This window comes from Leucobacter sp. CX169 (genome assembly GCF_017161405.1).
Classification (GTDB): domain Bacteria; phylum Actinomycetota; class Actinomycetes; order Actinomycetales; family Microbacteriaceae; genus Cx-87.
This window is the reverse complement of sequence record NZ_CP071051.1, coordinates 1,773,706-1,798,561: the sequence shown is the minus strand read 5'-3', so window position 1 is coordinate 1,798,561 and position 24,856 is coordinate 1,773,706. Positions and strand designations below refer to the sequence as shown.

General features: G+C 69.2%; 28 protein-coding genes. 20 read left to right on the top strand and 8 right to left on the bottom strand.

Annotation, left to right across the window (positions count from 1 at the left end; translation table 11 throughout):
* Positions 1-3: 3 nt before the first annotated feature.
* Both JW030_RS08195 and JW030_RS08190 read left to right on the top strand, forming a co-directional pair.
* Positions 4-1,137, top strand: coding sequence for a hypothetical protein (locus JW030_RS08195; RefSeq protein WP_241095381.1), 1,134 nt, complete (start codon positions 4-6; stop codon positions 1,135-1,137).
* Positions 1,134-2,036, top strand: coding sequence for a methylenetetrahydrofolate reductase (locus JW030_RS08190; protein WP_188044038.1), 903 nt, complete (start codon positions 1,134-1,136; stop codon positions 2,034-2,036). The genes JW030_RS08195 and JW030_RS08190 overlap by 4 nt, the downstream gene beginning before the upstream one ends.
* Here the strand turns inward: JW030_RS08190 and lexA are convergent.
* Complete coding sequence (gene lexA / locus JW030_RS08185; RefSeq protein WP_188044036.1) at positions 2,033-2,704, bottom strand: transcriptional repressor LexA; 672 nt, start codon at positions 2,702-2,704, stop codon at positions 2,033-2,035. The genes JW030_RS08190 and lexA overlap by 4 nt on opposite strands.
* 252 nt (positions 2,705-2,956) lie before the next feature.
* Between lexA and JW030_RS08180 the strand changes: the two genes are divergently transcribed.
* The 6 genes from JW030_RS08180 (at position 2,957) to JW030_RS08155 (ending at position 7,445) form a co-directional block, all read left to right on the top strand.
* Positions 2,957-3,361: a LysM peptidoglycan-binding domain-containing protein gene (locus JW030_RS08180; RefSeq protein ID WP_188044035.1), complete on the top strand. Its 405-nt coding sequence runs from the start codon at positions 2,957-2,959 to the stop codon at positions 3,359-3,361.
* Positions 3,362-3,365: 4 nt separating this feature from the next.
* Entirely contained in the window at positions 3,366-4,448 is a 1,083-nt protein-coding gene (locus JW030_RS08175) for a histidinol-phosphate transaminase (protein WP_188044034.1), read from the top strand.
* A 31-nt stretch (positions 4,449-4,479) separates the two neighbouring features.
* Positions 4,480-5,088, top strand: coding sequence for an imidazoleglycerol-phosphate dehydratase HisB (gene hisB, locus JW030_RS08170; RefSeq protein ID WP_188044033.1), 609 nt, complete (start codon positions 4,480-4,482; stop codon positions 5,086-5,088).
* Positions 5,085-5,717, top strand: a complete 633-nt coding sequence (hisH, locus tag JW030_RS08165) for an imidazole glycerol phosphate synthase subunit HisH (protein ID WP_188044032.1) — start codon at positions 5,085-5,087, stop codon at positions 5,715-5,717. The genes hisB and hisH overlap by 4 nt, the downstream gene beginning before the upstream one ends.
* Before the next feature lie 70 nt (positions 5,718-5,787).
* Positions 5,788-6,534: a bifunctional 1-(5-phosphoribosyl)-5-((5-phosphoribosylamino)methylideneamino)imidazole-4-carboxamide isomerase/phosphoribosylanthranilate isomerase PriA gene (gene priA / locus JW030_RS08160; RefSeq protein ID WP_188044031.1), complete on the top strand. Its 747-nt coding sequence runs from the start codon at positions 5,788-5,790 to the stop codon at positions 6,532-6,534.
* An 8-nt stretch (positions 6,535-6,542) separates the two neighbouring features.
* Complete coding sequence (locus JW030_RS08155) at positions 6,543-7,445, top strand: SseB family protein (protein ID WP_188044030.1); 903 nt, start codon at positions 6,543-6,545, stop codon at positions 7,443-7,445.
* Between the two features lie 16 nt (positions 7,446-7,461).
* Here JW030_RS08155 and JW030_RS08150 read toward each other — a convergent pair whose 3' ends face one another.
* Genes JW030_RS08150 through JW030_RS08140 form a run of 3 tightly spaced genes read right to left on the bottom strand, consistent with a single transcriptional unit; the run spans position 7,462 to position 8,900 of the window.
* Positions 7,462-7,794, bottom strand: coding sequence for a branched-chain amino acid transporter permease (locus JW030_RS08150; protein ID WP_188044029.1), 333 nt, complete (start codon positions 7,792-7,794; stop codon positions 7,462-7,464).
* Positions 7,781-8,461: an AzlC family ABC transporter permease gene (locus tag JW030_RS08145; protein ID WP_251364108.1), complete on the bottom strand. Its 681-nt coding sequence runs from the start codon at positions 8,459-8,461 to the stop codon at positions 7,781-7,783. Before JW030_RS08145 ends, JW030_RS08150 begins: the two co-directional genes overlap by 14 nt.
* Positions 8,462-8,507: 46 nt before the next feature.
* A complete protein-coding gene (locus JW030_RS08140; protein WP_223159727.1) occupies positions 8,508-8,900 on the bottom strand; it encodes a DUF1844 domain-containing protein in 393 nt (130 codons plus the stop codon).
* 329 nt (positions 8,901-9,229) lie between these two features.
* On the opposite strand from JW030_RS08140, the gene infC reads away from it, so the two are divergent.
* The 4 genes from infC (at position 9,230) to JW030_RS08120 (ending at position 11,426) form a co-directional block, all read left to right on the top strand.
* Positions 9,230-9,847 (top strand): translation initiation factor IF-3, encoded by a 618-nt coding sequence (gene infC / locus JW030_RS08135; protein WP_188044097.1) that lies wholly within the window; start codon positions 9,230-9,232, stop codon positions 9,845-9,847.
* Positions 9,848-9,907: 60 nt separating this feature from the next.
* A complete protein-coding gene (gene rpmI, locus JW030_RS08130) occupies positions 9,908-10,102 on the top strand; it encodes a 50S ribosomal protein L35 (RefSeq protein WP_188044028.1) in 195 nt (64 codons plus the stop codon).
* Positions 10,103-10,136: 34 nt separating this feature from the next.
* Positions 10,137-10,520 (top strand): 50S ribosomal protein L20, encoded by a 384-nt coding sequence (rplT, locus tag JW030_RS08125; RefSeq protein ID WP_188044027.1) that lies wholly within the window; start codon positions 10,137-10,139, stop codon positions 10,518-10,520.
* Positions 10,521-10,625: 105 nt separating this feature from the next.
* Entirely contained in the window at positions 10,626-11,426 is an 801-nt protein-coding gene (locus JW030_RS08120; RefSeq protein ID WP_188044026.1) for an RNA methyltransferase, read from the top strand.
* Here the strand turns inward: JW030_RS08120 and JW030_RS08115 are convergent.
* The 4 genes from JW030_RS08115 to JW030_RS08100 form a co-directional block, all read right to left on the bottom strand.
* On the bottom strand, positions 11,423-12,610 hold the full coding sequence (locus JW030_RS08115; protein ID WP_241095379.1) for a Dyp-type peroxidase: 1,188 nt from the start codon (positions 12,608-12,610) through the stop codon (positions 11,423-11,425). The genes JW030_RS08120 and JW030_RS08115 overlap by 4 nt on opposite strands.
* On the bottom strand, positions 12,594-13,175 hold the full coding sequence (locus tag JW030_RS08110) for a copper chaperone PCu(A)C (protein ID WP_188044024.1): 582 nt from the start codon (positions 13,173-13,175) through the stop codon (positions 12,594-12,596). The genes JW030_RS08115 and JW030_RS08110 overlap by 17 nt, the downstream gene beginning before the upstream one ends.
* Positions 13,176-13,253: 78 nt before the next feature.
* The gene (locus tag JW030_RS08105; RefSeq protein ID WP_188044023.1) at positions 13,254-13,970 is read right to left on the bottom strand and encodes a copper resistance CopC family protein; all 717 of its coding nucleotides are present in this window, start codon (positions 13,968-13,970) and stop codon (positions 13,254-13,256) included.
* A gap of 119 nt (positions 13,971-14,089) precedes the next feature.
* The gene (locus tag JW030_RS08100) at positions 14,090-14,734 is read right to left on the bottom strand and encodes a hypothetical protein (protein WP_188044022.1); all 645 of its coding nucleotides are present in this window, start codon (positions 14,732-14,734) and stop codon (positions 14,090-14,092) included.
* 89 nt (positions 14,735-14,823) lie between these two features.
* Between JW030_RS08100 and pheS the strand changes: the two genes are divergently transcribed.
* The 8 genes from pheS to JW030_RS08060 all read left to right on the top strand — a co-directional run bounded on the left by pheS (position 14,824) and on the right by JW030_RS08060 (position 24,851).
* A complete protein-coding gene (pheS, locus tag JW030_RS08095; RefSeq protein WP_188044021.1) occupies positions 14,824-15,876 on the top strand; it encodes a phenylalanine--tRNA ligase subunit alpha in 1,053 nt (350 codons plus the stop codon).
* Positions 15,876-18,413 (top strand): phenylalanine--tRNA ligase subunit beta, encoded by a 2,538-nt coding sequence (pheT, locus tag JW030_RS08090; RefSeq protein ID WP_188044020.1) that lies wholly within the window; start codon positions 15,876-15,878, stop codon positions 18,411-18,413. Before pheS ends, pheT begins: the two co-directional genes overlap by 1 nt.
* A 19-nt stretch (positions 18,414-18,432) precedes the next feature.
* The gene (locus JW030_RS08085; RefSeq protein ID WP_188044019.1) at positions 18,433-19,167 is read left to right on the top strand and encodes an SDR family oxidoreductase; all 735 of its coding nucleotides are present in this window, start codon (positions 18,433-18,435) and stop codon (positions 19,165-19,167) included.
* 336 nt (positions 19,168-19,503) lie between these two features.
* Positions 19,504-20,439, top strand: a complete 936-nt coding sequence (locus JW030_RS08080; protein WP_188044018.1) for a VOC family protein — start codon at positions 19,504-19,506, stop codon at positions 20,437-20,439.
* Positions 20,440-20,522: 83 nt separating this feature from the next.
* On the top strand, positions 20,523-21,584 hold the full coding sequence (argC, locus tag JW030_RS08075; protein WP_188044017.1) for an N-acetyl-gamma-glutamyl-phosphate reductase: 1,062 nt from the start codon (positions 20,523-20,525) through the stop codon (positions 21,582-21,584).
* On the top strand, positions 21,581-22,735 hold the full coding sequence (gene argJ, locus JW030_RS08070; RefSeq protein WP_188044016.1) for a bifunctional glutamate N-acetyltransferase/amino-acid acetyltransferase ArgJ: 1,155 nt from the start codon (positions 21,581-21,583) through the stop codon (positions 22,733-22,735). The genes argC and argJ overlap by 4 nt, the downstream gene beginning before the upstream one ends.
* The gene (argB, locus tag JW030_RS08065) at positions 22,735-23,637 is read left to right on the top strand and encodes an acetylglutamate kinase (protein WP_188044015.1); all 903 of its coding nucleotides are present in this window, start codon (positions 22,735-22,737) and stop codon (positions 23,635-23,637) included. The genes argJ and argB overlap by 1 nt, the downstream gene beginning before the upstream one ends.
* Entirely contained in the window at positions 23,634-24,851 is a 1,218-nt protein-coding gene (locus JW030_RS08060; RefSeq protein WP_256434423.1) for an acetylornithine transaminase, read from the top strand. The genes argB and JW030_RS08060 overlap by 4 nt, the downstream gene beginning before the upstream one ends.
* Positions 24,852-24,856 lie beyond the last annotated feature (5 nt).

The following is a 24,856-nucleotide window of genomic DNA, read 5'->3' as shown; positions in this document are numbered from 1 at the left end:
GTCGTGTTGCCCACTGAACCGGTCGGCTCAATCCCGCGCCCGTCGCGTCTACAGCGGACGGTGCTGGACGTTGAGGCGGGCCTCGCCGATCCTGCGCTGCTGCAAGTCGAGCAGGATCACGCCGTCGCCGATACGCTGGCCCGCTTTGCTGAGACGGGGTCGCCGCTCATCACTGACGGCGAGCAGCGTCGGCAGAGTTTCGCGAGCTATCCGCTCGGCGGTTCAGGGGCCAACGACGCTGCGGAGGCCGCGGCGAACGTGTTCGCGGTCTTCGCGGACGGGCATCACCGCGTGCTTCCTCGGCTGACGTCCGGGCCATTTCGGTACCGGGCATGGGCCGCGGACGACCTGACCCTGGCCCGGCAGCACACCGATCTGCCGCTCAAGCAGGCGGTCGTCTCGCCCGCGATGCTGTCGCTCATGTACCCCTTCGAAGGAGCGCTGCCGGACTACCCGCGCGAGCGGTTCCACGACGACCTGGTCGACGCGTGCGCGGACGACATCGGCGGGGCCTTCGCTGCGGGCGCGACCCGGGTGTCGATCGACTTCACCGAGGGCCGGCTTGCGCTGAGCCGTGACGCCCGGCAGCCGTGGGCGGGCCGCGAGCGCCTCGGTGGGTTCATCGAGCTGATCAACCGCGTGCTCGACCGGTTCTCGGCCGAGGATCGCGCCAGGATCGGCGTCCACACCTGTCCCGGAAGCGACCGGGACTCGGCGCACAGCGCCGAGGTGGACTACGCGGAACTGATCCCGGAGCTGTTCCAGATCGAGGCCGGGTACTTCCTCGTGCAGGCGGCGAGCGAGCGCGACCCCGATCGCGTTGCCGCGCTCGTGGGGCGCGAGATCACTCGCCTGGGTGAACGGGCCCCGCACGTGCGCTTGGGCGTCACAAACCCGCTCACACCGAGGCTCGAGACGGCTGAGGAGGTGCGCGACCAACTGGTGCGGGCGGCCCGGTTCGTCCCGCCCGAGCGGCTCGGCTCAACCGACGACTGCGGCTTCTCGCCGTACGTCATCGACGACAAGCCGCGTCATGGCTCGGCGGATTTTGCGCGTGAGGTGGCGTTCGCGAAGATCGCGACCCGCGTTCGGGGCACCGAGCTGGCACGCGCCGAGCTCGCGGGGGTTGCCTCGTGAACGCCCTGCTGCTCACCGGATCCCGCCCGACCCTCGCCCGATTCTCGTTCGAGGTGTTTCCCGCCCGCACGCCGTCGGCGGCGCTCGCGCTCGGCCACGCGGTGCAGCACCTCTCGGCGGCCGAGCCCGACTTCATCTCGGTGACGTACGGCGCGAACGGGACGAACCGAGACGCCACACTGGAGCTGTTGCAGTACCTGCGCCGGCACACCGACGCGTTGCCGCTCGCGCACCTCACGACCGTGGGGGACGACCGGGACGAGCTACGGCGTCAGATCAACGCTTTCATGGACTCGGGCATTCACGACTTCTTGGCGCTGCGGGGCGACCCGCCGGCGGGCCAGAGCGAGGCGGACGTTGCCTCCGCAATCTCGGCGGCCGAGCTCACCGCCCTTGTCACGCAGGTGCGTTCCGAACGCCCGGCGTTTACGAGCGTGGGGCGCACCGCCGTGGCGGCGTACCCCAACGGGCACCCGTCGACGCGGTCGCGTTCGGCCGACCTCGACTGGCTCGTCGCGAAGCAGGAGGCGGGTGCGTCGCTCGCGATCACGCAGCTGTTCTTCCATGCGGAGGAATACCTGGGCTTCGTCGACGAGGCGCGCGCGGCCGGGCTAACGATCCCGGTGCTGCCGGGGCTGATGCCGGTGTCGACGTCGGCGCAGCTGCGTCGCGTGGCTCAGCTCGCCGGACGACCGGCGCCGGCAACGCTCGAGCGTGCGCTGGAAGTGGCGGGCGGGTACGCCCCCGAGCTCGGGGTCGAGTTCACGCTCGCTCTTTCCCGCGAGCTTTTGGCGGGCGGCGCTCCCTCGATCCACCTGTACACCTTCAACCGGCACGAGCAGGTGCTCGCGGTGCTGCGAGAGCTCGGGCTGCTGACCCCTGACCCGGTGCGGGCCTAGACCGAGCGGAAGACCGCTACGACCTTGCCGAGAATGTCGGCGTGGTCGCCCAGGATGGGTTCGAACGCGCTGTTGCGCGGGAGCAGCCAGGTGTGGCCGTCGCGCTGCCGGAAGACCTTGACGGTGGCTTCCTCGTCGAGCATCGCGGCGACGATGTCGCCGTTTTCGGCGGTGTTCTGCTGGCGGATCACCACGTAGTCGCCGTCGCAGATCGCCGCATCGATCATCGAGTCTCCGACGACGCGGAGCATGAAGAGCTGACCGCCGCCGACGATTTGGCGGGGGAGCGGCACGAGCTCCTCGACCTGCTGCTCGGCCGTGATCGGAATGCCGGCGGCGATTCTGCCGACGAGGGGAACCAGGCGAGCTTCACCGGTCTCGGGGCCGTTCTCGGCCTCGCGGGCGCTGCGGCTTTCGGCGAGTTCGACCAGCACCTCGAGCGCGCGCGGTCGGTTTGGGTCGCGGCGAATGTAGCCGCCGAGCTCAAGGTTGCCGAGCTGGTGGGTCACGCTCGACAGTGACGCGAGGCCGACCGCGTCGCCGATCTCGCGCATGCTCGGCGGATAGCCGCGGCTCTCGACCGAGCGCGAGATGAACTCGAGAATCGCCCGCTGCTTCTCGGAAAGCGGCTTACCGCGGCCATTCGACCGGGTGGAGGAGCTGGCCATAGTGCAGTCCTTTCGGGCGGAACCACCGCGCAAACGTCAATGTCGGTGGTCCGTGGTTCAGTGAGCTCGTGTTCGAAACACTAGCCCCAATGTTCGAGCGAAAACAAACATCTGTTCGAGTGTCGCAAGGAATATATCGTCACGATGTTCGAATTTGAGCTTGCGGAATCGTTTGTTCGAAGATACATTCGAAACAAATGTTCGCATCGAACTGGTGTGGAGCGTCTCGAACGTACTGATCGAGGAGGAACAATGTCTGTCATCTCACTGCCCGTGTCGGGCATGTCGGCGTCATCAGCTACCGCCCGCACCCGGCTGCGGATTACCCGCCGCGGGCGCATCGTGCTTGCGGCGTTCGTATCTCTGCTCGTCCTCGGCGTCGTCGTGTTCGGCGCGGTCTTCGGCGCAGCTCAGGCCCAGGCGTCGAGCGAGTCGAGCCAGCAGGAGTTCGGCTACCTTGTCGTTCAGCCGGGCGACTCGCTCTGGCAGATTTCGAGCGGGCTCGATCCGAAGGCCGATCCGCGCGACCTGATCTCTGAGATCGTGCGCCTGAACCAGCTGGGGGGCTCCGACGTTGAGGTCGGGCAGACCCTGGCCGTACCGCTGCGGTTCTCCGACAACCCGAGCGTTGTCAAGGGGTCGGGTCTCGTAGACTAGCTGGGTGACCAGCCTGAGTGATCTTCCCCTCCGCGACAACCTGGTGGGCAAGCGCCCCTATGGGGCACCGCAAGATGCCGTGCCCGTGAGCCTGAACGTCAACGAGAACACCCATCCGCTGCCCGAAGGGGTCGTGGCGGACATTGCAGCCGCCTTGGTCGAGGCGGTGCGCGGGGTGAACCGATACCCCGATCGCGAGGCGACCGAGCTGCGCGAGGGACTCGCCGGCTATCTCGGTCACGGCCTGACCGCAGCGCAGCTGTGGGCCGCCAACGGGTCGAACGAGGTGCTGCAGCAGGTGCTGCAGGCGTTCGGTGGCCCGGGTCGTTCGCTCCTGAGCTTCACCCCGACCTACTCGATGTACCCCTTGCTCGCCGCGGGAACCGACACCGAATGGATCGGCATCGAGCGGCCCGAGGGCTACGCGCTCGACGCCGAGTTCGTCGAGGCGGCGATTCGCGAGCACGCTCCTTCGATCACGATCATCTGCACGCCGAACAACCCGACCGGCACGACGACGACGGCCGACGTCATTACGGCGGCGTACGACGCCACCGATGGGATCCTGATCGTCGACGAGGCGTATGCCGAGTTCGACGCGGAGAACCCGAGCGCGATCGCCCTGCTGCCCGGACGCCCCCGCCTGCTGGTCTCGCGCACGATGAGCAAGGCGTTCGCCTTCGCCGGCGTGCGGCTCGGCTATCTCGCCGCGGACGCCGCCGTGGTCGACGCCCTCCGCCTGGTGCGCCTGCCCTACCACCTGTCCGCGCTCACCCAGGCGGCGGCCACCACCGCCGTCCGGCACGCGGGCCCCATGCTCGCGACGGTGGCCGACATTCGCGTGCAGCGCGACCGCCTCGCCGTCGCGCTCCTGGAACTCGGCTATCGCGTCCACGACTCGGGTGCGAACTTCCTGCTCGTCGGCGGCTTCGCTGACCCGGCGGCGACGTTCACCGCGCTTCGCGAACGCGGCATCCTGATTCGCGATCTCTCGATCGAGGGCCACCTGCGGATGACGGCGGGAACCGAAGCCGAGACGACGACGCTGATCGCGGCGCTCACCGAACTGGCGCCGAACGACCGCTAGGGCGACCGGCGTTCTGGCTAGGATGGTGCACATGAGCGCAGCCCCCCGCACCGCAACGCTTGAGCGTGCGACGAGCGAGTCCCAGATCACCGTTTCCGTGAACCTCGATGGCACGGGCGAGTCGGATATCGAGACCGGCGTGCCGTTCTTCGATCACATGCTGACGGCGTTCGCCCGCCACTCGCTCACCGACCTCACGGTGCGCGCGAAGGGTGACATCCACATCGACGTGCACCACACCGTCGAGGACACCGGGATCCTGCTCGGCCAGGCCCTGCTCGAGGCGCTCGGCGATAAGAGCGGGATCTCGCGGTACGGCGATGCCCTCGTGCCGCTCGATGAGGCGCTCGCGCAGGCGGTCGTCGACATCTCGGGGCGCCCCTACCTCGTGCACAGCGGCGAGCCCGCCGGCTTCGAGTTCCACCTCATCGGCGGTCACTTCACCGGTTCAATGGTGCGTCACTTCTTCGAAGCCATCACGCTGAACGCGCGCCTGACGGTGCACGTCCGTCTCGTCGAGGGTCGCGACCCGCACCACATCGCCGAGGCGGAGTTCAAGGCGTTCGCGCGCGCTTTCCGACAGGCAAAGGAACTGGATCCGCGGGTCGCGGGGGTGCCCTCCACCAAGGGCGCACTGTGAGCCTGCCGCGCGTCGCCGTCCTCGAGTACGGTTCCGGCAATGTGCACTCTGCGGTGAAAGCGCTGGTGCGCGCCGGCGCCGAGGTCAGCCTGACCCGGGACCCCCTCGAGATCGCCGAGGCCGACGGGCTGTTGGTTCCCGGCGTCGGTGCGTTTGACGCCGTCATGCGGCAGCTCGAGAGCGTGACCGGTGACGCCATCATCGCGCGGCGGCTCGACGCCGGCAGCCCGGTGCTCGGCATCTGCGTCGGCGAGCAGATTCTGTTCTCCCGCGGCATCGAGCGCGGCGCTGAGACCGCAGGCCTCGCTCGCTGGGCGGGCACCGTTCGTGAGCTCGAGGCGCCGGTGCTGCCGCACATGGGCTGGAACACGGTCGAGGTGGCGGCAGGATCGGTGCTCTTCGACGGCATCGAGAACGAACGTTTCTACTTCGTACACTCGAACGCGGCGACCGAATGGGACACCGCCGCGGGCGCACCCGAGACGGCCCGCGTGAGCTGGGCCGAGCACGGTGAACGGTTCATCGCCGCCGTCGAGGATGGCCCGTTGTCGGCGACCCAGTTCCACCCCGAGAAGTCGGGTGAGCCCGGGATCCGGCTGCTTGAGAATTGGGTCCGCAGCCTGGGCTAGGCTGGTGTCTTGTTCCGTGCGGCCGCGAGGCCATTGGCCCGGACCTCCACGTTGCAAACAAGAAGGAACGATGAGCGAGTTCAACAAGCGCCCCAAGCTGGAGCTGCTGCCCGCGGTCGACGTCGCGGATGGGAAGGCAGTGCGCCTCACCCAGGGCGAGGCCGGAACCGAGACCAACTACGGCAACCCGGTTGACGCCGCTCTCGACTGGATCGAGCAGGGTGCCGAATGGGTGCACCTCGTCGACCTCGACGCGGCATTCGGACGCGGCAACAACGCCGCGATCCTGCGGAAGGTCATTCGTCAGTCGAAGGGCGTCAACATTGAGCTCTCGGGAGGCATTCGCGATGACGCGAGCCTCGAAGCAGCGCTCGGCCTCGGCGCCAAGCGCATCAACCTGGGCACCGCTGCCCTCGAAAACCCTGAGTGGACCCGCTCGGTGATCGCCCGGTACGGCGAGCGCATCGCGGTCGGCCTCGACGTGCGCGGCGAGACGCTGGCGGCACGCGGCTGGACCGAGGACGGCGGCAACATCTGGGACGTCATGGAGCGCCTCGAGAAGGTCGGTTGTGCACGGTACGTCGTGACCGACGTGACGAAGGACGGCACCCTCCGCGGCCCGAACCTCGAGTTGCTCACGCAGGTCCTCGAGCGCACGCACCGCCCGGTCGTCGCCTCGGGCGGCGTCTCGAGCCTGGACGACCTCGCCGCACTGCGCCAGCTCGTGCCGCTCGGCCTTGAGGGCGCGATCGTCGGCAAGGCGCTGTACGCAGGGGCCTTCACGCTCGCTGCCGCACTCGACGTCGCCGGGGACTAGCAGAGGCTATGGCCGCCAAGCAGCTTCCCTCCGAGGGATGGCCGGACGGGCAAAAGCCTGCACCCGGCCCCGCCCTGCCCGCAGGGTTGGTGCCCGGCGGCGACGTCGATTCCGCGGGATTCCCGTGGGAAGGCCGAACGTTCGACCACCACGGCACCGCGTTCGCCGGTGACGACGGCACGACTCCGGTCGCGGTGGCGGCAGCGGTGGCTCGGGTGCGTGAAGTGGGCGAGCGAAGCGCCGGGGGCGACCCGGCGGCGCTTCGCGAGCTCGCCGAGGCGCACGCTGACGCGGTCGCGGCTTTTGGTGCCGAGCGCTTTCTCGTTGCGCTGATTGCGGAGGCGGGCGAACTCGGCGAGACCCCCGAGGGGCGCATCGTCGAGAAAACCCAGGAGCTCTCGATTGTGACGGTGGCGGCACCCGACGGGCGCCGAGTGCTGCCGATCTTCAGCTCCGTCGAGACGATGCGGCGGTGGCACCCTGAGGCCCGGCCGATTCCGGTTCCGGGAGCGCAGGCGGCCCTCGCCGCGGCGCAGGAGCACACCGACCTGATCATGATTGACGCGGCGACGCCCGAGCGCGAGTACGGCGTTCGCCGCACCGCGCTCGAGGCGTTCGCGCTCGGCCAGCGGGTGCTCCCGGGCTGGGCCGAGCCCGAGGTCGTAGCCGCGTTCGCGCTGAGCATCGCCGCGGAACCGGACGTGCTCGGCATCACGCTCGAACCGGGCGACCCATTGGCCCGCCTGATTGCTCCCGAGACCCGAGTGGTGCTGACGCTTGCCCCGGGCCTCGATCGGGCCGCGCTCGACGCGCTGCTGGCGCGGATGCAGCAGCGCTGGGCTGAGAGCGCGCTGATCGCCGATCGGGTGGACTCGATGACGGTGAGCCTGCGCGCTCCCGACCAAAGCTAAGCGGAATCCGCCCCGGCTAGGCCGGAAAGAACGCGATCAGCGCGACGTAGCAGGCGGTGCCGGCGCCGACGCTGAGTACCGTGCGGCGACGCGTCGCGAGGTGCACTGCCACCGTGACAGCTGCCGCGACCGGGACGGCCCACCACGTGCCGGGGCGCTCGACGAGTACCCCCTGCAGCGTGATGATCGCGAGAATCACGAGGATTCCCGCCGGCATCCATCGACCCATGCGGGTGATGAAGCGCGACTTGCGCAGCGGCTTCAGGATGGCGAACGGGATCGCGCGGAGGGCGAATGTGATGAGCCCCGAGATGACGATCGCGGCGATCAGGTACTCAGTGCTCGGCATGGGGGAGCTCTCCCTCCTCTGGGGCGACCGGCTCGTGCTCGCGTACGAGGGCGTAGCGAAGCGCCAGGAGCGCCGCGAAGAGGATCAGCGCGACGAGCATGGCTGCGCCCGGGGTCGCGAGGAGCGCCACGGAAGCCGAGACGCCGGCGAGCAGCACCGAGGGCAACTCGCGCTTCGACCGGAAGGCGTCGAGCGTCATCACGATGAAGAGCGCGCAGAGTGCGAATTCGAACCCCTCGATCGGCGCGGGCAGCGCGCTCGCGATCGCGAGACCCACGAGCCCACCGGCCACCCAGTAGGCGTGGCACGCGACCTGCATCGTGAGCATGCGGGTGCTCGAGTTCACCTCGCGCGGCATGAGCGCCGCGGTCGCGTACGCCTCGTCGATCATCGCGTAGACGGAGTAGGCGCGGGCAAACCCTGGCCTTACGACCTCGATCGGGAACGAGAATGCGTAGAAGACGTGGCGGAAGTTCACCGCGAAGACGGCCACTGCGATCGTGGAGAGCGGCGCGACGGCCGCGAGCATGGTGGTGAGTAGCAGCTCAACGGAACCCGCGAACACCACAATCGAGAGCGCTGGCGCCACCCAGCCAGGGAGGCCGACCTGCACGACGAGGAAACCGAGCGCGATGCCGAGGGGAAATACGCCGAGCCCGACGGACAGTGAGTCCGTCAGGCCCGCTCGGACGCGCTCGCCCCTGGTCGTGAGGCTAGATGACAGAGCCGGTCCACTTCTCGCCCGGGCCCTTGCCGGGCGCGTCGGGGATTGCGGACGCCTCGCGGAAGGCGAGCTGCACTGAGCGCAGGCCGTCGCGCAGTGGGCGCGCGTGCGAGTCACTGATCTCGGGGGCACCCGCCGTGACGAGCCCGGCGAGCGCGTTGATGAGCTTGCGCGCCTCGTCGAGGTCGGTCTCTTCCTCGGGGTTGTGGGCGAGTCCGCACTTCACTGCCGCGGCGCTGAGCAGATGCACGGCGGCGGTCGTGATGACCTCGACCGCGGCGACGTCCGCGATATCGCGGGTGGCCTGCGAGACGGTTTCGCTGGAGGCGATGAGCGTCTCGTTCGTGGTGTCGAGTGGCTGCTCGTTGGGGGTCTCGCTCATGGGGTTCTACTTCTCTTTCTCGGCCAAGACCACAGCAAAAAGCTGCGGGGCCGTGTACTCGCTGCATCGGCGCTTTGGAAGGCGGCGGGTCTTCTGCTAAACTTGCTGAGGCTCTCGTTCATCCGATCGAGAACTGAAGTGGAGATTCTCCCACCCGCAACCAGTTACTAGGTTACCGGGTTGTTGACACCCCGTCGGTCAGCGTTCATCGCAGGCAGGCAGCTCTAGGGTGTAGTGTTTTGCGTGAACGCACGCCAGGCCCTGATCTTCGCCGACGTGGCACCCCAGAGTTGGGGAGCCGTCGCCCCACGAGATCAGAGGAGCCGGCGATCAGCGATCCCCGTACGAATGACAGAATCCGCGTCCCCGAGGTTCGCCTGGTAGGTCCAGGCGGCGAGCAGGTTGGTGTGGTGTCCATTGACGCAGCCCTGAAGCTTGCGGCTGATGCAGATCTCGATCTCGTCGAGGTCGCCCCGAACTCAGTACCTCCCGTCGCCAAGATCATGGACTTCGGCAAGTACAAGTACGAGGCGGCGCAGAAGGCCAAGGAAGCCCGGCGCAACCAGGCCAACACGGTCCTCAAGGAGGTCCGCTTCCGCCTGAAGATCGATACGCACGATTACGAGACCAAGGTCAAGCGCGCGATTGGCTTCCTGGGTCAGGGCGACAAGGTCAAGGCAATGATCCTGTTCCGCGGTCGCGAGCAGTCGCGTCCCGAGCAGGGCGTGCGTCTGCTGCAGAAGTTTGCGGAAGAGATTGCCGAGTACGGCACCGTCGAGTCGAACCCGATGATCGATGGCCGCAACATGGTCATGGTCGTCGCGCCGCTCAAGAACAAGTCCGAGGCGAAGGCCGAGCAGAACGCTCGCCGCGCTGAGGCAAAGGCCACCCGGCGCAACGTCTCTGATGAGACGAGCGCCGAGCAGCCCGAGACTTCGGCCGAGTAACACACTCGTCCGGCCCACACGTCGTCGCGAGAGCGACACGCACAACACAAGGAGAAATTGATGCCTAAGCAGAAGACCCACTCGGGGGCGAAGAAGCGCTTCAAGCTCACCGGTTCCGGCAAGCTCATGAAGCAGCGTGCGGGCATGCGCCACAACCTCGAGGTCAAGTCCTCGAAGCGCAAGCGCAGCCTGAACGCGGACGCGATGCTCTCGAAGGGTGACGCGAAGCAGGCCATGAAGCTGCTCGGTCACTAGGTCCCCACACTTTTTTTGAATAGGAAGAACTGAAATGGCAAGAGTAAAGCGGGCGGTAAATGCCCACAAGAAGCGTCGCGTAATCCTTGAGCGTGCAGAGGGCTACCGCGGTCAGCGGTCGCGCCTGTACCGGAAGGCCAAGGAGCAGCTGCTCCACTCCTACACCTACGCCTACAACGATCGTCGTAAGCGTAAGGGTGACTTCCGTCGCCTCTGGATCCAGCGCATCAACGCTGGCGCTCGCCTGAACGGCCTGACGTACAACCGCTTCATCCAGGGCCTGGCTATTGCCGGCGTTGAGGTTGACCGTCGCATGCTCTCGGAGCTCGCCACGAACGAGCCCGCAGCGTTCGCCTCGATCGTTGAGGTCGCGAAGAAGGCCCTGCCTGCCGATACCTCGGCGCCCAAGCAGGCCTAAGCTCTTCCCGCTTCATTCACAAAGCCCCGTCGGTCTTCCGGCGGGGCTTTGTTGTGTGTCGGCCCGTTCACCGAACGTTTTCCCGGCCGGCGATAGACTGGTGGGGTGATGGAGAACCCGCGCTCCCCAAGCGTGCGCCGTGCGGCGAAACTGGCGAAGAAGTCCGAGCGTTTGGCGACCGGGCGGTTCTTGCTCGAGGGACCGCAGGCCGTGCGCGAGGCGCTGATGTACCGACCCGACCTGGTCGACGAGATCTACGCGACCCCGAAGGCGCTTGAGAAGCACCCCGAGCTGGGGGCGCTCGCGAACGACCACGGTCGCAGGATCGACGCGGCAAGTGACATCGTCATCGCCGCGATGGCCGACACGGTCACCCCGCAGGGCGTCGTGGCCGTGGCCCGCGCCTTCCCGACCGCGCTTTCCGCCGTGTTCGCCGAGAAGCCCCGGTTGGTTGCGATCCTCAACGAGATTCGCGACCCGGGCAACGCCGGCACGATCATCCGCGCGGCGGACGCGGCCGGCGCGGACGCCGTTATTTTCGCGGGGGAGTGCATCGACCCTTTCCACCCGAAGGTCGTGCGTTCGACGACCGGATCACTCTTCCACATCCAGGTCGCGCTCGCCGGAGACCTCGCCTCGCTCCTGGAGCTCGCCCGCTCCTCAGGGCTCCGGGTGCTGGCCGCGGACGTTCGTGGGGACGACCTCACCGATGCCCGCGACGACGGTACCCTCGCTGAGCCCGCGGCCTGGCTGTTTGGCAACGAGGCGCGGGGGCTCAGCGAGGAATCGCGCGCGCTCGCAGACCGCTCGCTGAAAGTCCCGATCTACGGCGCCGCCGAGTCCATGAACCTGGCGACCGCCGCGTCGGTTTGTCTGTACCAGTCGGCGTTCGAGCAGCGCCGCTAAGCGAACAGGCTCGCGCCCAGCATGCCTCCGGGGCGCCAGCCCCCTGGGACGGCGAACACCGCCGATCCGGTGTGCGTGACCCACTCGTTGAGCAGATCGAGCTCGTCGAGGCGACGCTGAATCGGCACGAACTGTGCGAGTGGGTCGCGCTGATAGCACGCAAAGAGCAGCCCCTGCTCGGTCCCGTCGTCGTAGTTCACCGCACGGCGATAGATCCGCTCGGCCGGGTCCTCTGAGCGGGCGCGCCGAATGTGCGCGAAGTCCGGGATGACGGTGAGCCCGAGGGAGTCGGTCGCCGCGAAGTCCGGCTCGTCATGCTCTCGCGCACCGGTGAGCGGAGCCCCGTTCTTCAGCGTCCGCCCGATCGATTGTTCTCGGCCGGGCCGGTCGACCTGTTCCCAAGTGTCGAGCTCCATCCGGATGCGCCGCACCACGAGCGCGCTGCCGCCCGAGAGCCACCCCGTGTTGTGCCAGACGAGTCCCGCAAAATCCGGAGAATCGGGGGCGGGATTCACCGTTCCGTCGACCTGCCCCATGAGGTTGCGCATCGTCGTCTTCGGGTGCTCGGCCCCGCGTGCGCGCCGGAAGCCCTGCTGCACCCAGCGCGGGGTGGCGAACGAGGCGAGGCTGCGGTGCAGCATGCGGGACGCGTGGGACACCGCGATCGAGTCGTCCCCGGCGATCACGAGCAGCAGGTCCCCGCCGTCGTGGCGGCCGTCGAGCGCGTCGCGAGAGAACGCGGGCAGCGCGGCGAGCCAGGTGGGACGCTGGGCAGGATCCACCCGGTCGACGAGGCCCCCGCCAAATCCGACGGTGACGGTGAGCCCTGCCGGCACCGCGGCCAGCTCGGGCTCGCTGTCCGCGAGGGGAGCCTCGCCCGAGGTCAGCGCCTCGATATCTGCCGTCAATACCCGGAGGAGGCGGCGCACCCCGTCGCGATCGACCTCGGGGCGAAGATCATACGCGGCGTAGCGATGCTGGGCGGCCGGCGCCGAGACGATGCCGGCCTGGTGCTCCCCGTGACACGAAACGTGTTCCTGGCCGAAGCGATGCTCGACGGGCGCGGGGGCGGGTGCGCCGCCCCGCAACGCGACGGCCGTGGCCCCGGCGCCGATCAGCGCGCCGGCGCCGGCCGCGCCCCCCGTGAGGAGGGCGCGGCGGCTGAGGTTAGTGCTCGGTCGCATGGTCATCGTGCTCGCCCGGGGCGTACTCTTCGTCGGCGCCGGCGGTGTCACGCACCGGAACCACGACGTCGAGCGTCGTGCCGTCGGAGAATTGCAGGGTAACGGTGATCTCGTCGCCGGGCAGGAGCGGGGCGGTCAGGCCCATCAGCATGAGGTGCTCGCCGCCGGGGGCGAGCTCCCGCGAACCGCCGGCCGGGATGTCGAAATCGCCCGACAGTTTCCGCATGACCATGGCGCCGTCGACCATCGCCATCTCATGCAGTTCGACCGAGGACGCGGCCGTGGTTTCGGCGCCGACCAGGGTGAGGGGAGTTTCGCCGTGGTTGACGAGGGTGCCGAACGCGGCGCTCATGTCGCCGGCGCCAGACTTCGCCCAGGCCTGTTCAAGCGCGGCGCCCGCGTGCTCTGACGCGGTGCTCTCCGTCGCCGAATGTTTGGTGATGCTGGGCGACTCCGGCGCAGAGCACGCTGCGAGGCCGAACGTCGAGACGACGACGAGGGCACCAGCTGCGGCAAGGCGAGAGGTACGGGGACGGAGGGGAAGGGAGTTCAGAGAAATACGCATAGTGAAGTCAGCTTTCAGGAATTGCCGGGCGCGCGAAATCGCGCCGCCTGCGGCGGGGAAAATGAAGGAAGGGTGGCGCTATTCGGTCGGTGCGCCGGTGGTGTCCGCGCTATCCGTCGCGCCAGCTTCGCTCGCGCGCTTCTTCCGGCCAGAGGCGCGAACCGCAAACACGACGGCGCCCGCTGCGAGCACGCCCGCGATGCCTAGGCCGATCCAGGGCCACGGCGAGGCCTGGCCGGCCTCAGCATCCAAGGTGTGCATCGTTTCGTCGTGCGAGTGCTCTTCGGTCGATTCCGAGTCCTCGTGCGAGTGCTCTTCCTCGGTCTCGGGAACGGCCGGGGTCTCGTCGCCCTCGGACGCCGCGCCGATGGCGAAGCTCTGCGTGCCGCTGATGGGGTGACCGTCCTGCGACACCACCCGCCACACGACCGTGTAGCTGCCGTCGGTGAGATCGGGGTTGAGCGCCTGCACGACCTCAGTGCCGGCGACGGTCGGCTCGCCAGCTGCGACGGAGGAGCCGTCGGGGCCCGTGACGTTCACCACGGTGCCGACCTCGATGATGTTGTTGTTGAAGCTCAGCGTGAGGGACTCGGGCGGCGCCTCGACGACCTCGCCGTTCGCCGGAGTCGTGCCGACGAGCTGGTCGTGCGCGAGCGCGGGACTCGCCGGGCCGAACGCGAGGGCGAGGGCTGCGACGGCCGTGCCGAGCACAGCGCCGAGTCCGGCACGTGAACGGGACGAACGGCGTGAGTGCGCCGCCGCGGATGCGGGGGCGTGAGTGGAGATAGAACGCATCAGAAAGACTCAATTCTCCCGGATGCCGGGGCATCGAACGGGATGGGGTGCGGCCCTGCCGTTACAAAGCAGGCGCCACGAGGGATGAGTATGTAGTCGTCTTCGGGGAACGCGAAGCGTTAGGCCGAGTACGCGACCCATCCCGGAGGGCCCCGATGCGAGATGGACGCCCGGGCAGTCGCCAGCGGGCGTGCGGGAGTGTAGCCGAACGTCGAGACGCGCCCGCCGCGCGGAAGCGCGAAGGAGCGGGCGGGGAGCTTTCCGACGAGCTGAGCACCGAGGGACGCGAGTGCCTCTCGGATGCGCACCAGCGCATCCTCGCCGAAGCGCAGCATCGCAACAGTGACGAGGGCTGCGACGGCGTGCGCCGCAAGCATCAGCCAGCCGGCGCCGGAGGAATCAAGTTGCGGCACGAACTGGCCGAGCGCGCCCAGGTGCTCCGCGTGCGGCGATGCGGCGGCGGCGAAGCCGGATCCTGCAGGAACTGGGCCCTGTGTGGTGACCGCGCCGATCGAGCCGAAACTCCAGTGAAACAGGCCTTGGCTCAGCGCCACTGCGAGTGACGTCCGCCAGAGCGAGCGTTCACGTCCGGCGAGCGCGACACAGAGGGGAAGCACGACAATCGTTGTCGCGACAAGTGCGACCGGGGCCGGGGTGTTTCCGCCCACGAGCATGTGCGAAGCCGCAGCAAGGAGCGTCGCGAACGCGGCAAACCAGGCACCGCGCATGACGCGACTGCCTCGGCTCATTCGTGTGTGCTCCACGCCCAAGATCATATCGCCCTGACGGAAGCGCCCGTACCCTGAGCGCGGACGGCCGGAGAAGGCCGCCAACCCGGCTAGAATCGGGTCTCGTGTCAGACAGCAACCCGAACTCGAATCCGATCACCCCGGAGGCCGCCGAATCAGCGGTGAACGCAGCGCTCGCCGCATTCGCCGCGGCCGACAGCGTCGCCGAGCTGAAGACGGCCCGCACCGAGCACGCAGGGGAGGGTTCTGCGCTCGCGCAGCTGAACTCCCGCATGCGCGAGGTACCCAAGGACGAGAAAGCCGCGACCGGCAAGCTCATGGGCCAGGCCCGTGGCCGCGTCGAGCGCGCGTTCGCTGAGCGCGAGACCGCGCTCGCCGCAGTCGAAGCGGCCGAACGGCTCGTCGCCGAGACGGTCGACGTGACCGAGGCCCCCGCCCGCGCTCGGGTCGGCTCGCGCCACCCGCTGGCGCTCCTGCAGGATCAGATCTCCGACGTCTTCATCGGGATGGGGTGGGAAATCGAAGAGGGTCCCGAGATCGAGCACGAGTGGTTCAACTTCGACGCCCTCGGCTTCGATCCGGACCACCCGGCACGCGCGATGCAGGACACGTTCTTCATCGAGCCCGCGGACCGTCACCTGTTGCTGCGTACCCACACTTCGCCGGTGCAGATCCGCGCGCTGCTGGGCCGCGAGCTGCCCGTCTACGTGCTGGCTCCCGGCCGCGTGTACCGCACCGATGAGCTCGACGCGACGCACACTCCTGTCTTCCACCAGATCGAGGGCATCGCGATCGATCGCGGCCTGACGATGGCACACCTGCGTGGCACGCTCGAGCACTTTGCGCGCCAGATGTTCGGCCAAGAGGCGAAGATTCGCCTGCGCCCGAACTTCTTCCCGTTCACCGAGCCGTCCGCCGAGATGGACGTCTGGCAGCCGAATGCCAAGGGCGGCGCGCGCTGGGTGGAGTGGGGCGGCTGCGGCATGGTCGACCCGAACGTGCTCGCGGCGGCGGGCATTGACCCCGACGAGTTCCAGGGCTTCGCCTTCGGCATGGGCGTCGAGCGCACCCTCCAGTTCCGCCACGACATCAACGACATGCGCGACATGGTCGAGGGCGATGTCCGTTTCAACACTCAGTTCGGAGGCCTGGTCTAATGCGTATTCCGCTCAGCTGGCTCGGCGAGATCGTCGACCTTCCCGCAGATGTCACCCCCGAGTCGGTCCACGCGGATCTCGTCCGCGTCGGCTTCGAGGAAGAATCGGTGCGCCGCTTCGACGTGACCGGCCCGATCGTGGTCGGCCAGGTCCTCGAACAGATCCCCGAGCCTCAGGCGAATGGCAAGACCATCAACTGGTGCCAGGTTCGCGTGGCGCCCGAGGGTGAGCTCGCTGCCGACGGCGGCGAGGACGTCCGCGGCATTGTCTGCGGCGCCCACAACTTCACCGTGGGGGACAAGGTCGTCGTGACTCTGCCCGGCGCGGTGCTGCCCGGCGACTTCGTGATCGCCCCGCGACAGACCTACGGCCACGTGTCGGACGGCATGATCGCCTCGGCACGTGAGCTGTCACTCGGCGACGAGCACGACGGCATCATCGTGCTCTCGACCCTGGGGCTCGACCCCGAGGTCGGCACGGACGCGAAGGCCCTGCTCGGGCTGGACGACACCGCGGTCGAGATCAATGTCACTCCGGATCGCGGCTACGCCTTCTCCATGCGCGGCGTGGGCCGCGAGCTCGCCCACTCGACCGGAGCGGCCTTCACCGACCCCGCGCTCGCGGTGACGCCCGCCCCGGCGGACGGATTCGCGGTCGAGCTCAACGACGAGGCCCCGGTGCGCGGCCGCGTCGGCGCAACCGGCTTCATCGGGCGCGTGGTGCGCGGGCTGAACCCCGCAGCGCCCACCCCCGCCTGGATGATCTCCCGCCTGCAGCTTGCCGGCATCCGCTCGCTCGGCCTCGCGGTCGACGTGTCGAACTACGTCATGCTCGAAATCGGCAACCCGATGCACGCGTACGACCTGGGCAAGCTCAGCGGCGGCATCACGGTGCGCCGCGCGGCGCCGGGCGAGACGCTCGTCACCCTCGACGGCCAGGAGCGGAAGCTCCACGCCGAGGACCTCGTGATCGCGGACGAGTCAGGGGTCATCGGACTCGCGGGCGTCATGGGCGGCGAATCGACCAAGACCGACGACGCGACCACGGACGTGTTCATCGAGGCGGCGACGTTCGACCCGATCTCGATCGCGCGCACCGCCCGCCGGCACAAGCTGACGAGTGAGGCGTCCAAGCGCTTCGAGCGAGGCGTCGACCCGCTGATCGGCCGTGCCGCGGCGCAGCGCATGGTTGATCTGCTCGTCGAGCTCGGTGGCGGCACGGCCGACACCCTCGGCGTCGAGATCGTGCCCGAGTTTGTGCCCGAGCCGGTGCGCCTGTCTGCGGCGCGTCCCGCGAAGGTTATGGGCGTCGACTACACCGAGGTCGAGGTGCGCGAGGCGCTCGAGCGCATCGGCTGCGCGGTCGTCGCGGGTTCGGACAGCGAAGGCGGCACGGAGCTGCTCGTCACCGCCCCGAGCTGGCGCTCAGACCTCAGCCGCCCCGCGGACCTCGTCGAGGAAGTGGCCCGCATCGTCGGCTACGACCGGATCCCGTCGGTGCTGCCCGTCGCCCCTCCCGGGCGCGGCCTCACGCGCGAGCAGCGCCTGCGTCGCCGTGTCGCCGACTCGATGGCGGCCGCCGGCTACACCGAGGTGCAGAACTATCCCTTCGTGTCGCAGACGCAGCTCGATCGCTTCGCGGCCACGGACGAGGGCCCCGCGATCAAGCTCGCGAACCCGCTCGACGGCGAGGCGCCGTTCCTGCGTCGTTCGCTGCTCCCCGGTCTCGTGAAGGCTGCGCAGCGCAACCTGTCGCGCGGCGCGACGGATCTGGCGCTCGTCGAGTTCGGTCGTGTCTTCGAGCCGACCGGCGCGGTGCTCGGCACCGCCGAGGTGCCGCCGCTGGGCGCGCGCCCTGCCGAGTCGGTGCTCGCCGAGCTCAACGCTTCGCTGCCGAAGCAGCCCCGCCACGCGGCCGTGCTGCTCGCGGGCCTCGCGATCGCGAAGCAGCCGGGGGAGGCGCCGCGCGCCTTCGACTGGGCCGACGCGATCGACGCGGCACGCCTGCTCGCCGCCGGCGTCGATGCGCCGCTCGAGGTCCGTCAGGGCGCGCACCCGGCATTCCACCCCGGCCGTACCGCGGAGCTCGTCATCCGCACGGCCAACGGCCTCGTGCCGGTCGGTGTCGCCGGCGAGCTGAGCCCCGAGCTCGTCGCGGGCTCGCACCTGCACGGTCGCGTCTCGGCGGTCGAGCTTGACCTCGACGCGCTGATCGAGCTGGCCCCGCGGGAGCCGCGCGTCGGTGCCTTGTCAACCTACCCGGCCGCGACGCAGGACCTCACGGTCGTCGTCGACGCGGGTGTGCCGGCGGCAGAGCTGCTCGCTACCGTGCGCGAGGGTGCGGGGTCGCTGCTCGAACACGCCAGCCTCGTCGACGACTACCGCGGTACCGGCGTTGCTGAGGGGCAGAAGGCGATCACCTTCGCGCTCCGCTTCCGCGCGGACGATCGCACGCTGAAGGCGGAGGAGGCCTCCGAGGCCAAGCTCGCCGGCCTCGCGCTCGCGGCGTCCCGCTTCGGCGCGACGCTGCGCGAGTAGCGCGCCGAGAGATCATTTCATGCGCATCGCGGTAGCTGGTGGCACGGGGGCGGTCGGCAGACACGTCGTGGCGGCTGCGGAGGCCGCCGGGCACGACGTGCTCGTGCTGACGCGCTCTCGGGGCGTCGATGTGCGCACTGGCGCGGGGCTCGATCTCCATGGGGTCGACGTCGTGATCGACGTCACCTCGGTGGGCACGCAGTCGGCGCGCGCATCTCGGGCGTTCTTCGAGGCTGCAGCCGACTCGCTCGAGGCGGCCGAGACACGCGCCGGCGTGGGCCACCACATCGCGCTGTCCATCATCGGGGTCGACCGCGCCCCCTTCGGGTACTACGCCGGGAAGGTCGCACAAGAGGCGCGCGTCGAGCGCTCCCGAGTACCCTGGTCGATCCTGCGGGCTGCTCAGTTCCATGAGTTCGCCGGCCAGGTATCGACGCAGGCTCGGCTCGGGCGGCTCGTGCTGGTGCCGGTCATGCGCTCCCAGCCGCTCGCGGCGCGCGACGTGGCCGAGCGGCTCGTCGCGATCGCCGAAGCCGGCCCGAGCGGGCGCGTGCCCGATCTTGCTGGACCGCGCGAGGAATCGATGCCCGAGCTCGTGCGCCAGCAGCTGCGCGCCGACGGCGACCCCGGCCGCGTGCTCGCGCTCCCGCTTCCGGGCGGGTTCATGCGGGCGCTGCGCGACGGAACGCTATTGCCCGGGGCCGGGGCTGAGCTCACTACCCAGACCTTTGCGGAGTGGCTCGCGGTGCGCTGAGTCTCGCGGCCCGCTGAGCGTGCCCCCTAGGGGTGTGCGCATTTGGCGGCCCGCGCGCCGCTGCGTGCCGTAGTTCCCGGAGCGATCCCACGTAACGGAGCCCGATGCTCCGAAATATTGCTCCGTTACGTGTGATCGCGCCGAGAAGTCGCCCTGGATGCCTGGGATGCCATGGGGTGGCTGGGGAGGCTGGGATCGCCGGGGTGGCCGGGCGCGGCCAGGGGTAGGAGCAACCTGGACGGACCGTGCCGACCAGCCTTGTGAGTGTCGGAGGTTGGGCGGATACTGGGCGTGTTCCCGACGACCAGGGCACCGAAACAAGCGAGCGGAGCAATCGTGCAACAGATCATTCCGAACCTATGGTTTCAAGGGAACGCGGAAGAGGCGGGCAGATTCTACGCCGCCGCGTTCGGCGAGGTGGGCGGCCCCGGCTTCGCCGCGAGCACCGTTGACAGTCGCTACCCTGACGACGGGCTGCTCGACTTCCAGCAGGACTTTGCCGGGAAGGCGCTGACTGTCAGCGTGAAGATTGCCGACTCCCACCTCACGCTGATCAACGCGGGAGGCGAATTCGCGCCCAACCCGTCGATCTCGTTCATGCTGAACTTCGACCCGCTGATGTTTGGCGATGCGGCCGCGGGCGGCGACGAGGCCCAGGCGCGCGAACGCCTGTCCGATCTCTGGCACGCCCTGCTCGACGGCGGCACGGCCCTTATGCCGCTCACCGAGTACCCGTTCAGCCCGCTGTTCGGCTGGGTGCAGGACAAGTACGGCGTGAGCTGGCAGCTCATGCTCACGAACCCCGCGGGCGAACCGCGCCCGTTCCTCATGCCCGCGCTCATGTTCTGCGGCCCGGCACAGAACCGCGCGACCGAGATGGTCGACTACTACCTGTCGCTGTTTCCCGACGCGCAGCTCGGGGTGCGGTCGACCTACCCTGAACCCACGGGTCCCGCGACGACAGAGTCCGTAATGTTCAGCGACTTCCGCATCGGCGCGCAGTGGTTCGTGGCGATGGACTCGGGGGTCGAACAGCCGTTCACCTTTTCGCCCGGGGTGTCGCTCTCCGTGTCGTGCGCGGATCAGGCCGAGATCGACCGCTTGTGGGACGCGCTGTCCGCGGTGCCGGAGGCGGAGCAGTGCGGCTGGCTGGTCGACCGCGCAGGTGTCAGCTGGCAGATCGTGCCCGAGAACATGGCTGAGCTGATGAACAGGCCCGGCGCCTTTGCACACATGATGCCCATGAAGAAGCTGATCATCGCCGACTTCTGATTGGGCACATGCCCGAGTCCCTCGCTGATCAGTGCCAGAATGGCACTGGACCATTTGTCGTTGCATCAATCAGGGAGTCGAGCATGACGTTCACCGTCGCTGTCGCTGGCGCGAGCGGGTACGCGGGAGGCGAGCTGCTGCGGCTGCTCGCAGACCATCCCGAGTTCGAGATACGGACCGTCACCGGGCACTCGAGCGCAGGTCGACCGCTCGTCGAGTCGCAGCCGCACCTGCGCGGCCTCGCCGATCTCATCTTGCAGCCGACGACCCCCGAGGTGCTCGACGGGCATGACATCGTCTTCTTCGCCCTGCCGCACGGCGCCTCGGGCGAGCTCACCGCTCAACTGCGCGATGTGCGCGTCGCGATCGACTGCGGTGCCGACCACCGACTCACCGATCCCGCCGACTGGGCCGCGTTTTACGGCGGCGAGCACCACGGTGCGTGGACGTATGGGGTGCCCGAGCTGATCGTGGCCGGCGAGGGCGACGACACCTCGCGCGGGCGCGACGCACTTGTTGGCGCGAGCAGGATCGCGGCTCCGGGCTGCAACGCAAGCACCGTGGCGCTCTCGCTCGCCCCGGGCATCGCGGCGGGCGTCATCGAGCCCGGCGACCTGGTCTCCGTGCTCGCGGTCGGTCCGTCTGGCGCGGGCAAGGCTGCGCAGACGCACCTGTTGGGCGCCGAGCTCATGGGCTCGGCCAACCCCTATGCCGTCGGTGGGACCCACCGGCACATCCCCGAGATTCAGCAGGCGCTGCGCGCCGCGGGCGCTCGCGGCGACGTCACGCTGAGCCTCACGCCGGTGCTCGTTCCCATGAGCCGCGGCATTCTCGCCACCTCGACGGCGCGCATCGTGCCGGGCACGAGCGCCGCCGACGTTCGCGCCGCCTGGGAGAGTGCATATGCCGGGGAGACCTTCGTGCAGTTGCTGCCCGAGGGACGCTTCCCGCGCACCGCCGACGTGCTCGGCGCCAACACGTGTCTGATCGGGCTCGCGATCGACGAGGCCGTCGGCCGCGTCATCGTGGTCGCCGCGGTCGACAACCTCGTCAAGGGCACCGCAGGTGCCGCCATCCAATCGGCCAACATCGCGCTCGGGCTGCCCGAAGCGACCGGCCTGTCCGTCAATGGAGTTGCACCGTGACCGTCACCACCCCCGCCGGATTCCGCTCGGCCGGCATCGCCGTCGGCCTGAAGTCGACCGGCAAGCCCGACCTCGCGCTCGTCGAGAATCTTGGCCCGCGCTTTGACGCCGCCGTCGTATTCACGTCGAACCGCGCCCAGGCGCACCCGGTGATCTGGAGTCGCGCGGTCGCCCAGGGCGGCGAGGCACGAGCGATCGTCCTGAACTCGGGCGGCGCGAACTGCTTCACGGGCGACTTCGGCGCCGACACGACCCGGCTGACGGCAGAGGCCGTCGCCGACGCGCTGAGCGCGACCGCTGGCCAGATCCTCGTGTGCTCGACCGGCCTCATCGGTACGGGCGACCAGGCCTTCCGCGACAAGATCGTGCACAACGTGCCGACACTCGTGGGCGCGCTGAGCGAGGATGACACGACGGCACCGGCCGCGATCCTGACGACTGACTCGGTCGAGAAGACCGCCGTGCACGCGGGTGACGGCTGGTCGATCGGTGCGATGGCGAAAGGCGCAGGCATGCTCGCGCCGGGCCTCGCGACCATGCTCGTCGTGATCACCACCGACGCCGTGCTGCCGCAGGCCGAGCTCGACGTGGCGCTGCGCCAGGCGACGTCCGCCACGTTCGACCGCCTCGACTCGGACGGCTGCATGTCGACCAACGACACGGTAGCGCTGCTCAGCTCGGGCGCCTCGGCAGTCACCCCCGACCCGTCCGAGTTCGCGGCGGCGCTCACCGATGTCTGCGACCGGCTCGCCGCCGCGCTGCAGGCCGACGCCGAGGGCGCGAGTCACAACATTGCCATCGAGGTCATCGGCGCGGCCAGCCCCGCCGAGGCCGTCGAGGTCGGCCGCTCGGTCGCCCGGAACAACCTCTTCAAGACCGCGATCTACGGCAACGACCCGAACTGGGGTCGCGTGCTCGCGGCGATCGGAACAACGACCGCGCAGTTCGACCCGTACGAGGTCGATGTCGCGTTCAACGGCGTTCGCCTCTGCCACGCGGGCGGCCCCGATCGCCCCGTGACCGACGTCGACCTCACGCCGCGCGCGACCCATGTGCGCATTGAGCTCTTCGCGGGCGAACACGACGCGACCATTCGTACGAACGACCTCACACAGGCGTACGTCCACGAGAACAGCGCGTACTCCAGCTAATGACGAACACGACAACGGTCCTCGCCCAGAGCGAGGCAGCTGCGAAGGCCGAAGTACTCATCGAAACCCTGCCCTGGCTCAAGAAGTTCCGCGACGCCATCGTGGTTATCAAGTTCGGCGGCAACGCCATGGTCGACGACGCGCTCATCCAGGCGTTCGCCGAGGACGTCGTGTACCTGCGTCACGCCGGGATCCGGCCGGTCGTCGTGCACGGCGGGGGGCCGCAGATCTCAGAGATGCTGGGGCGCCTCGGCATTGAGAGCGAGTTCCGCGGCGGCTATCGCGTCACGACGGCCGAGGCGATGGACGTCGTGCGCATGGTGCTCACCGGCAAGGTGAACCCGGCGCTCGTTGATGAGATCAACACGCACGGCCCGCTCGCGGCAGGCACCACGGGGGAGGACGCCGGGCTCTTCGTCGGGCGCCGTCGCCCGCCCGTCGAGATCGACGGCGAGCTCGTGGACCTCGGCCACGTCGGTGACGTCGTCGACGTGCGCCCCGAGCCGATCCTCGCGCTGCTCGACGCCGGCCTCATCCCGGTCGTTTCCTCGATCGCGCCCGACGCCGATCACCCCGGCCAGTCGCTCAACATCAACGCGGACGCGGCGGCCGGCGCCCTCGCGAGCGCGCTCGGCGCAGAAAAGCTCGTCGTGCTCACCGACGTCCCGGGCCTCTACGCCAACTGGCCTGATCGCGACTCGCTCGTCTCGAGCCTCACCGCGGCCGAGCTTGAGATCATGCTGCCGTCGCTCGAGTCGGGCATGATCCCGAAGATGCGCGCCTGCCTCGACGCCGTGCGCGGCGGGGTCTCCAAGGCCGCGATCATCGACGGGCGGGTGCCGCACTCGATCCTGCTCGAGATCTTTACCTCTCGCGGGATCGGCACGGAGGTCACCCCGTGAGCGCCGCTTGGCAGGACGACTACGCCGCCCACATGATGCGCACCTTTGGCGTTCCCGAGCGCCTGCTCGTGCGCGGCCAGGGGTGCTGGGTGGAGGACTCGGCGGGGGAGCAGTTGCTCGATTTCCTCGCGGGTATCGCGGTCAACGCGCTGGGCCACGCCCACCCCGAACTCGTGCGCACCATCTCCGCGCAGGCAGGCACGCTCGTGCACGTCTCGAACTTCTTCGCGACAGAGCCGCAGCTCACGCTCGCGGCTCGCCTGCTCGCGCTCTCGGGGGCGACCGACGAGGGCCGCGTGTTCTTCGCGAACAGCGGCACCGAGGCGAACGAGGCTGCGTTCAAGCTGGCGCGGCTGCACGGCGGGCAGGATCGCCCCGTCATTCTCGCCCTCGACCTCGGCTTCCACGGCCGCACGATGGGGGCCCTGGCCCTCACCGGCAAGCCCGCGATGCGCGCGCCCTTCGAGCCGATGCCGGCCGGCGTGCAGCACATCGCCCCGACCATCGAGGCCCTCGAGGCGGCGCTGACCGGTCAGGTCGCTGCCCTCGTCGTCGAGCCCATTCAGGGCGAGGCCGGGGTGCGCCCGCTGCCCGAGGGTTTCCTTGAGCGGGCGCGCGAGCTCACCCGCGAGCACGGCGCGCTGCTGATTGTCGACGAGATTCAGACCGGCATCGCCCGCACCGGTGAGATGTTCGGGTTCCAGCACGCAGGGATCCTGCCCGACGCGATCACTCTCGCGAAGGGTCTCGGCGGCGGCGTCCCGATCGGGGCACTTGTCGCGCTCACCCCGGTGGCGGCCGACCTCTTTGCCCCGGGCATGCACGGTACGACCTTCGGTGGGAACCCGCTGGCCGCTGCCGCGGCAAACACCGTGCTCGATGTGGTGGAGCGCGACGGCCTGGTGGCCGCGGCGAACCGCGAGGGTCAGCGGATCCGCGACCTCGTGCTCGGGCTGGGTTCTTCGCTCGTGACGGGCCTCCGCGGGCAGGGCCTGCTCCTCGGCGTCGAGCTCAGTGCGCCGGTGGCCCCGGCAGTGGTGGCAGCGGCGCTCGCGGCCGGGCTGATCGTGAACGCGCCCGACGCTCACACCGTGCGGCTCGCGCCGCCGCTGATCGTTGGCGAGGCGGAGATCGCGGTGTTTGGCGAGCGGTTTGCGGCCGCGCTCGCGCGGGTCGAAGCGGAACTCGCGCGGGAAGTGCTCACGGAGGCGTAATCCAC

What these genes read in the sequence shown, in the direction of transcription:
- JW030_RS08085 (WP_188044019.1), top strand. Translation starts at nt 18,433, where the DNA reads ATGCGCATCGCGGTAGCTGGTGGCACGGGGGCGGTCGGCAGACACGTC.
- rplT (WP_188044027.1), top strand. Translation starts at nt 10,137, where the DNA reads ATGGCAAGAGTAAAGCGGGCGGTAAATGCCCACAAGAAGCGTCGCGTA.
- argB (WP_188044015.1), top strand. Translation starts at nt 22,735, where the DNA reads ATGACGAACACGACAACGGTCCTCGCCCAGAGCGAGGCAGCTGCGAAG.
- hisB (WP_188044033.1), top strand. Translation starts at nt 4,480, where the DNA reads ATGAGCGCAGCCCCCCGCACCGCAACGCTTGAGCGTGCGACGAGCGAG.
- lexA (WP_188044036.1), bottom strand. Translation starts at nt 2,704, where the DNA reads ATGGCCAGCTCCTCCACCCGGTCGAATGGCCGCGGTAAGCCGCTTTCC.
- JW030_RS08180 (WP_188044035.1), top strand. Translation starts at nt 2,957, where the DNA reads ATGTCTGTCATCTCACTGCCCGTGTCGGGCATGTCGGCGTCATCAGCT.
- JW030_RS08140 (WP_223159727.1), bottom strand. Translation starts at nt 8,900, where the DNA reads ATGAGCGAGACCCCCAACGAGCAGCCACTCGACACCACGAACGAGACG.
- pheT (WP_188044020.1), top strand. Translation starts at nt 15,876, where the DNA reads ATGCGTATTCCGCTCAGCTGGCTCGGCGAGATCGTCGACCTTCCCGCA.
- rpmI (WP_188044028.1), top strand. Translation starts at nt 9,908, where the DNA reads ATGCCTAAGCAGAAGACCCACTCGGGGGCGAAGAAGCGCTTCAAGCTC.
- JW030_RS08105 (WP_188044023.1), bottom strand. Translation starts at nt 13,970, where the DNA reads ATGCGTTCTATCTCCACTCACGCCCCCGCATCCGCGGCGGCGCACTCA.
- JW030_RS08110 (WP_188044024.1), bottom strand. Translation starts at nt 13,175, where the DNA reads ATGCGTATTTCTCTGAACTCCCTTCCCCTCCGTCCCCGTACCTCTCGC.
- priA (WP_188044031.1), top strand. Translation starts at nt 5,788, where the DNA reads ATGAGCGAGTTCAACAAGCGCCCCAAGCTGGAGCTGCTGCCCGCGGTC.
- JW030_RS08150 (WP_188044029.1), bottom strand. Translation starts at nt 7,794, where the DNA reads ATGCCGAGCACTGAGTACCTGATCGCCGCGATCGTCATCTCGGGGCTC.
- argC (WP_188044017.1), top strand. Translation starts at nt 20,523, where the DNA reads ATGACGTTCACCGTCGCTGTCGCTGGCGCGAGCGGGTACGCGGGAGGC.
- JW030_RS08115 (WP_241095379.1), bottom strand. Translation starts at nt 12,610, where the DNA reads ATGCGACCGAGCACTAACCTCAGCCGCCGCGCCCTCCTCACGGGGGGC.
- JW030_RS08155 (WP_188044030.1), top strand. Translation starts at nt 6,543, where the DNA reads ATGGCCGCCAAGCAGCTTCCCTCCGAGGGATGGCCGGACGGGCAAAAG.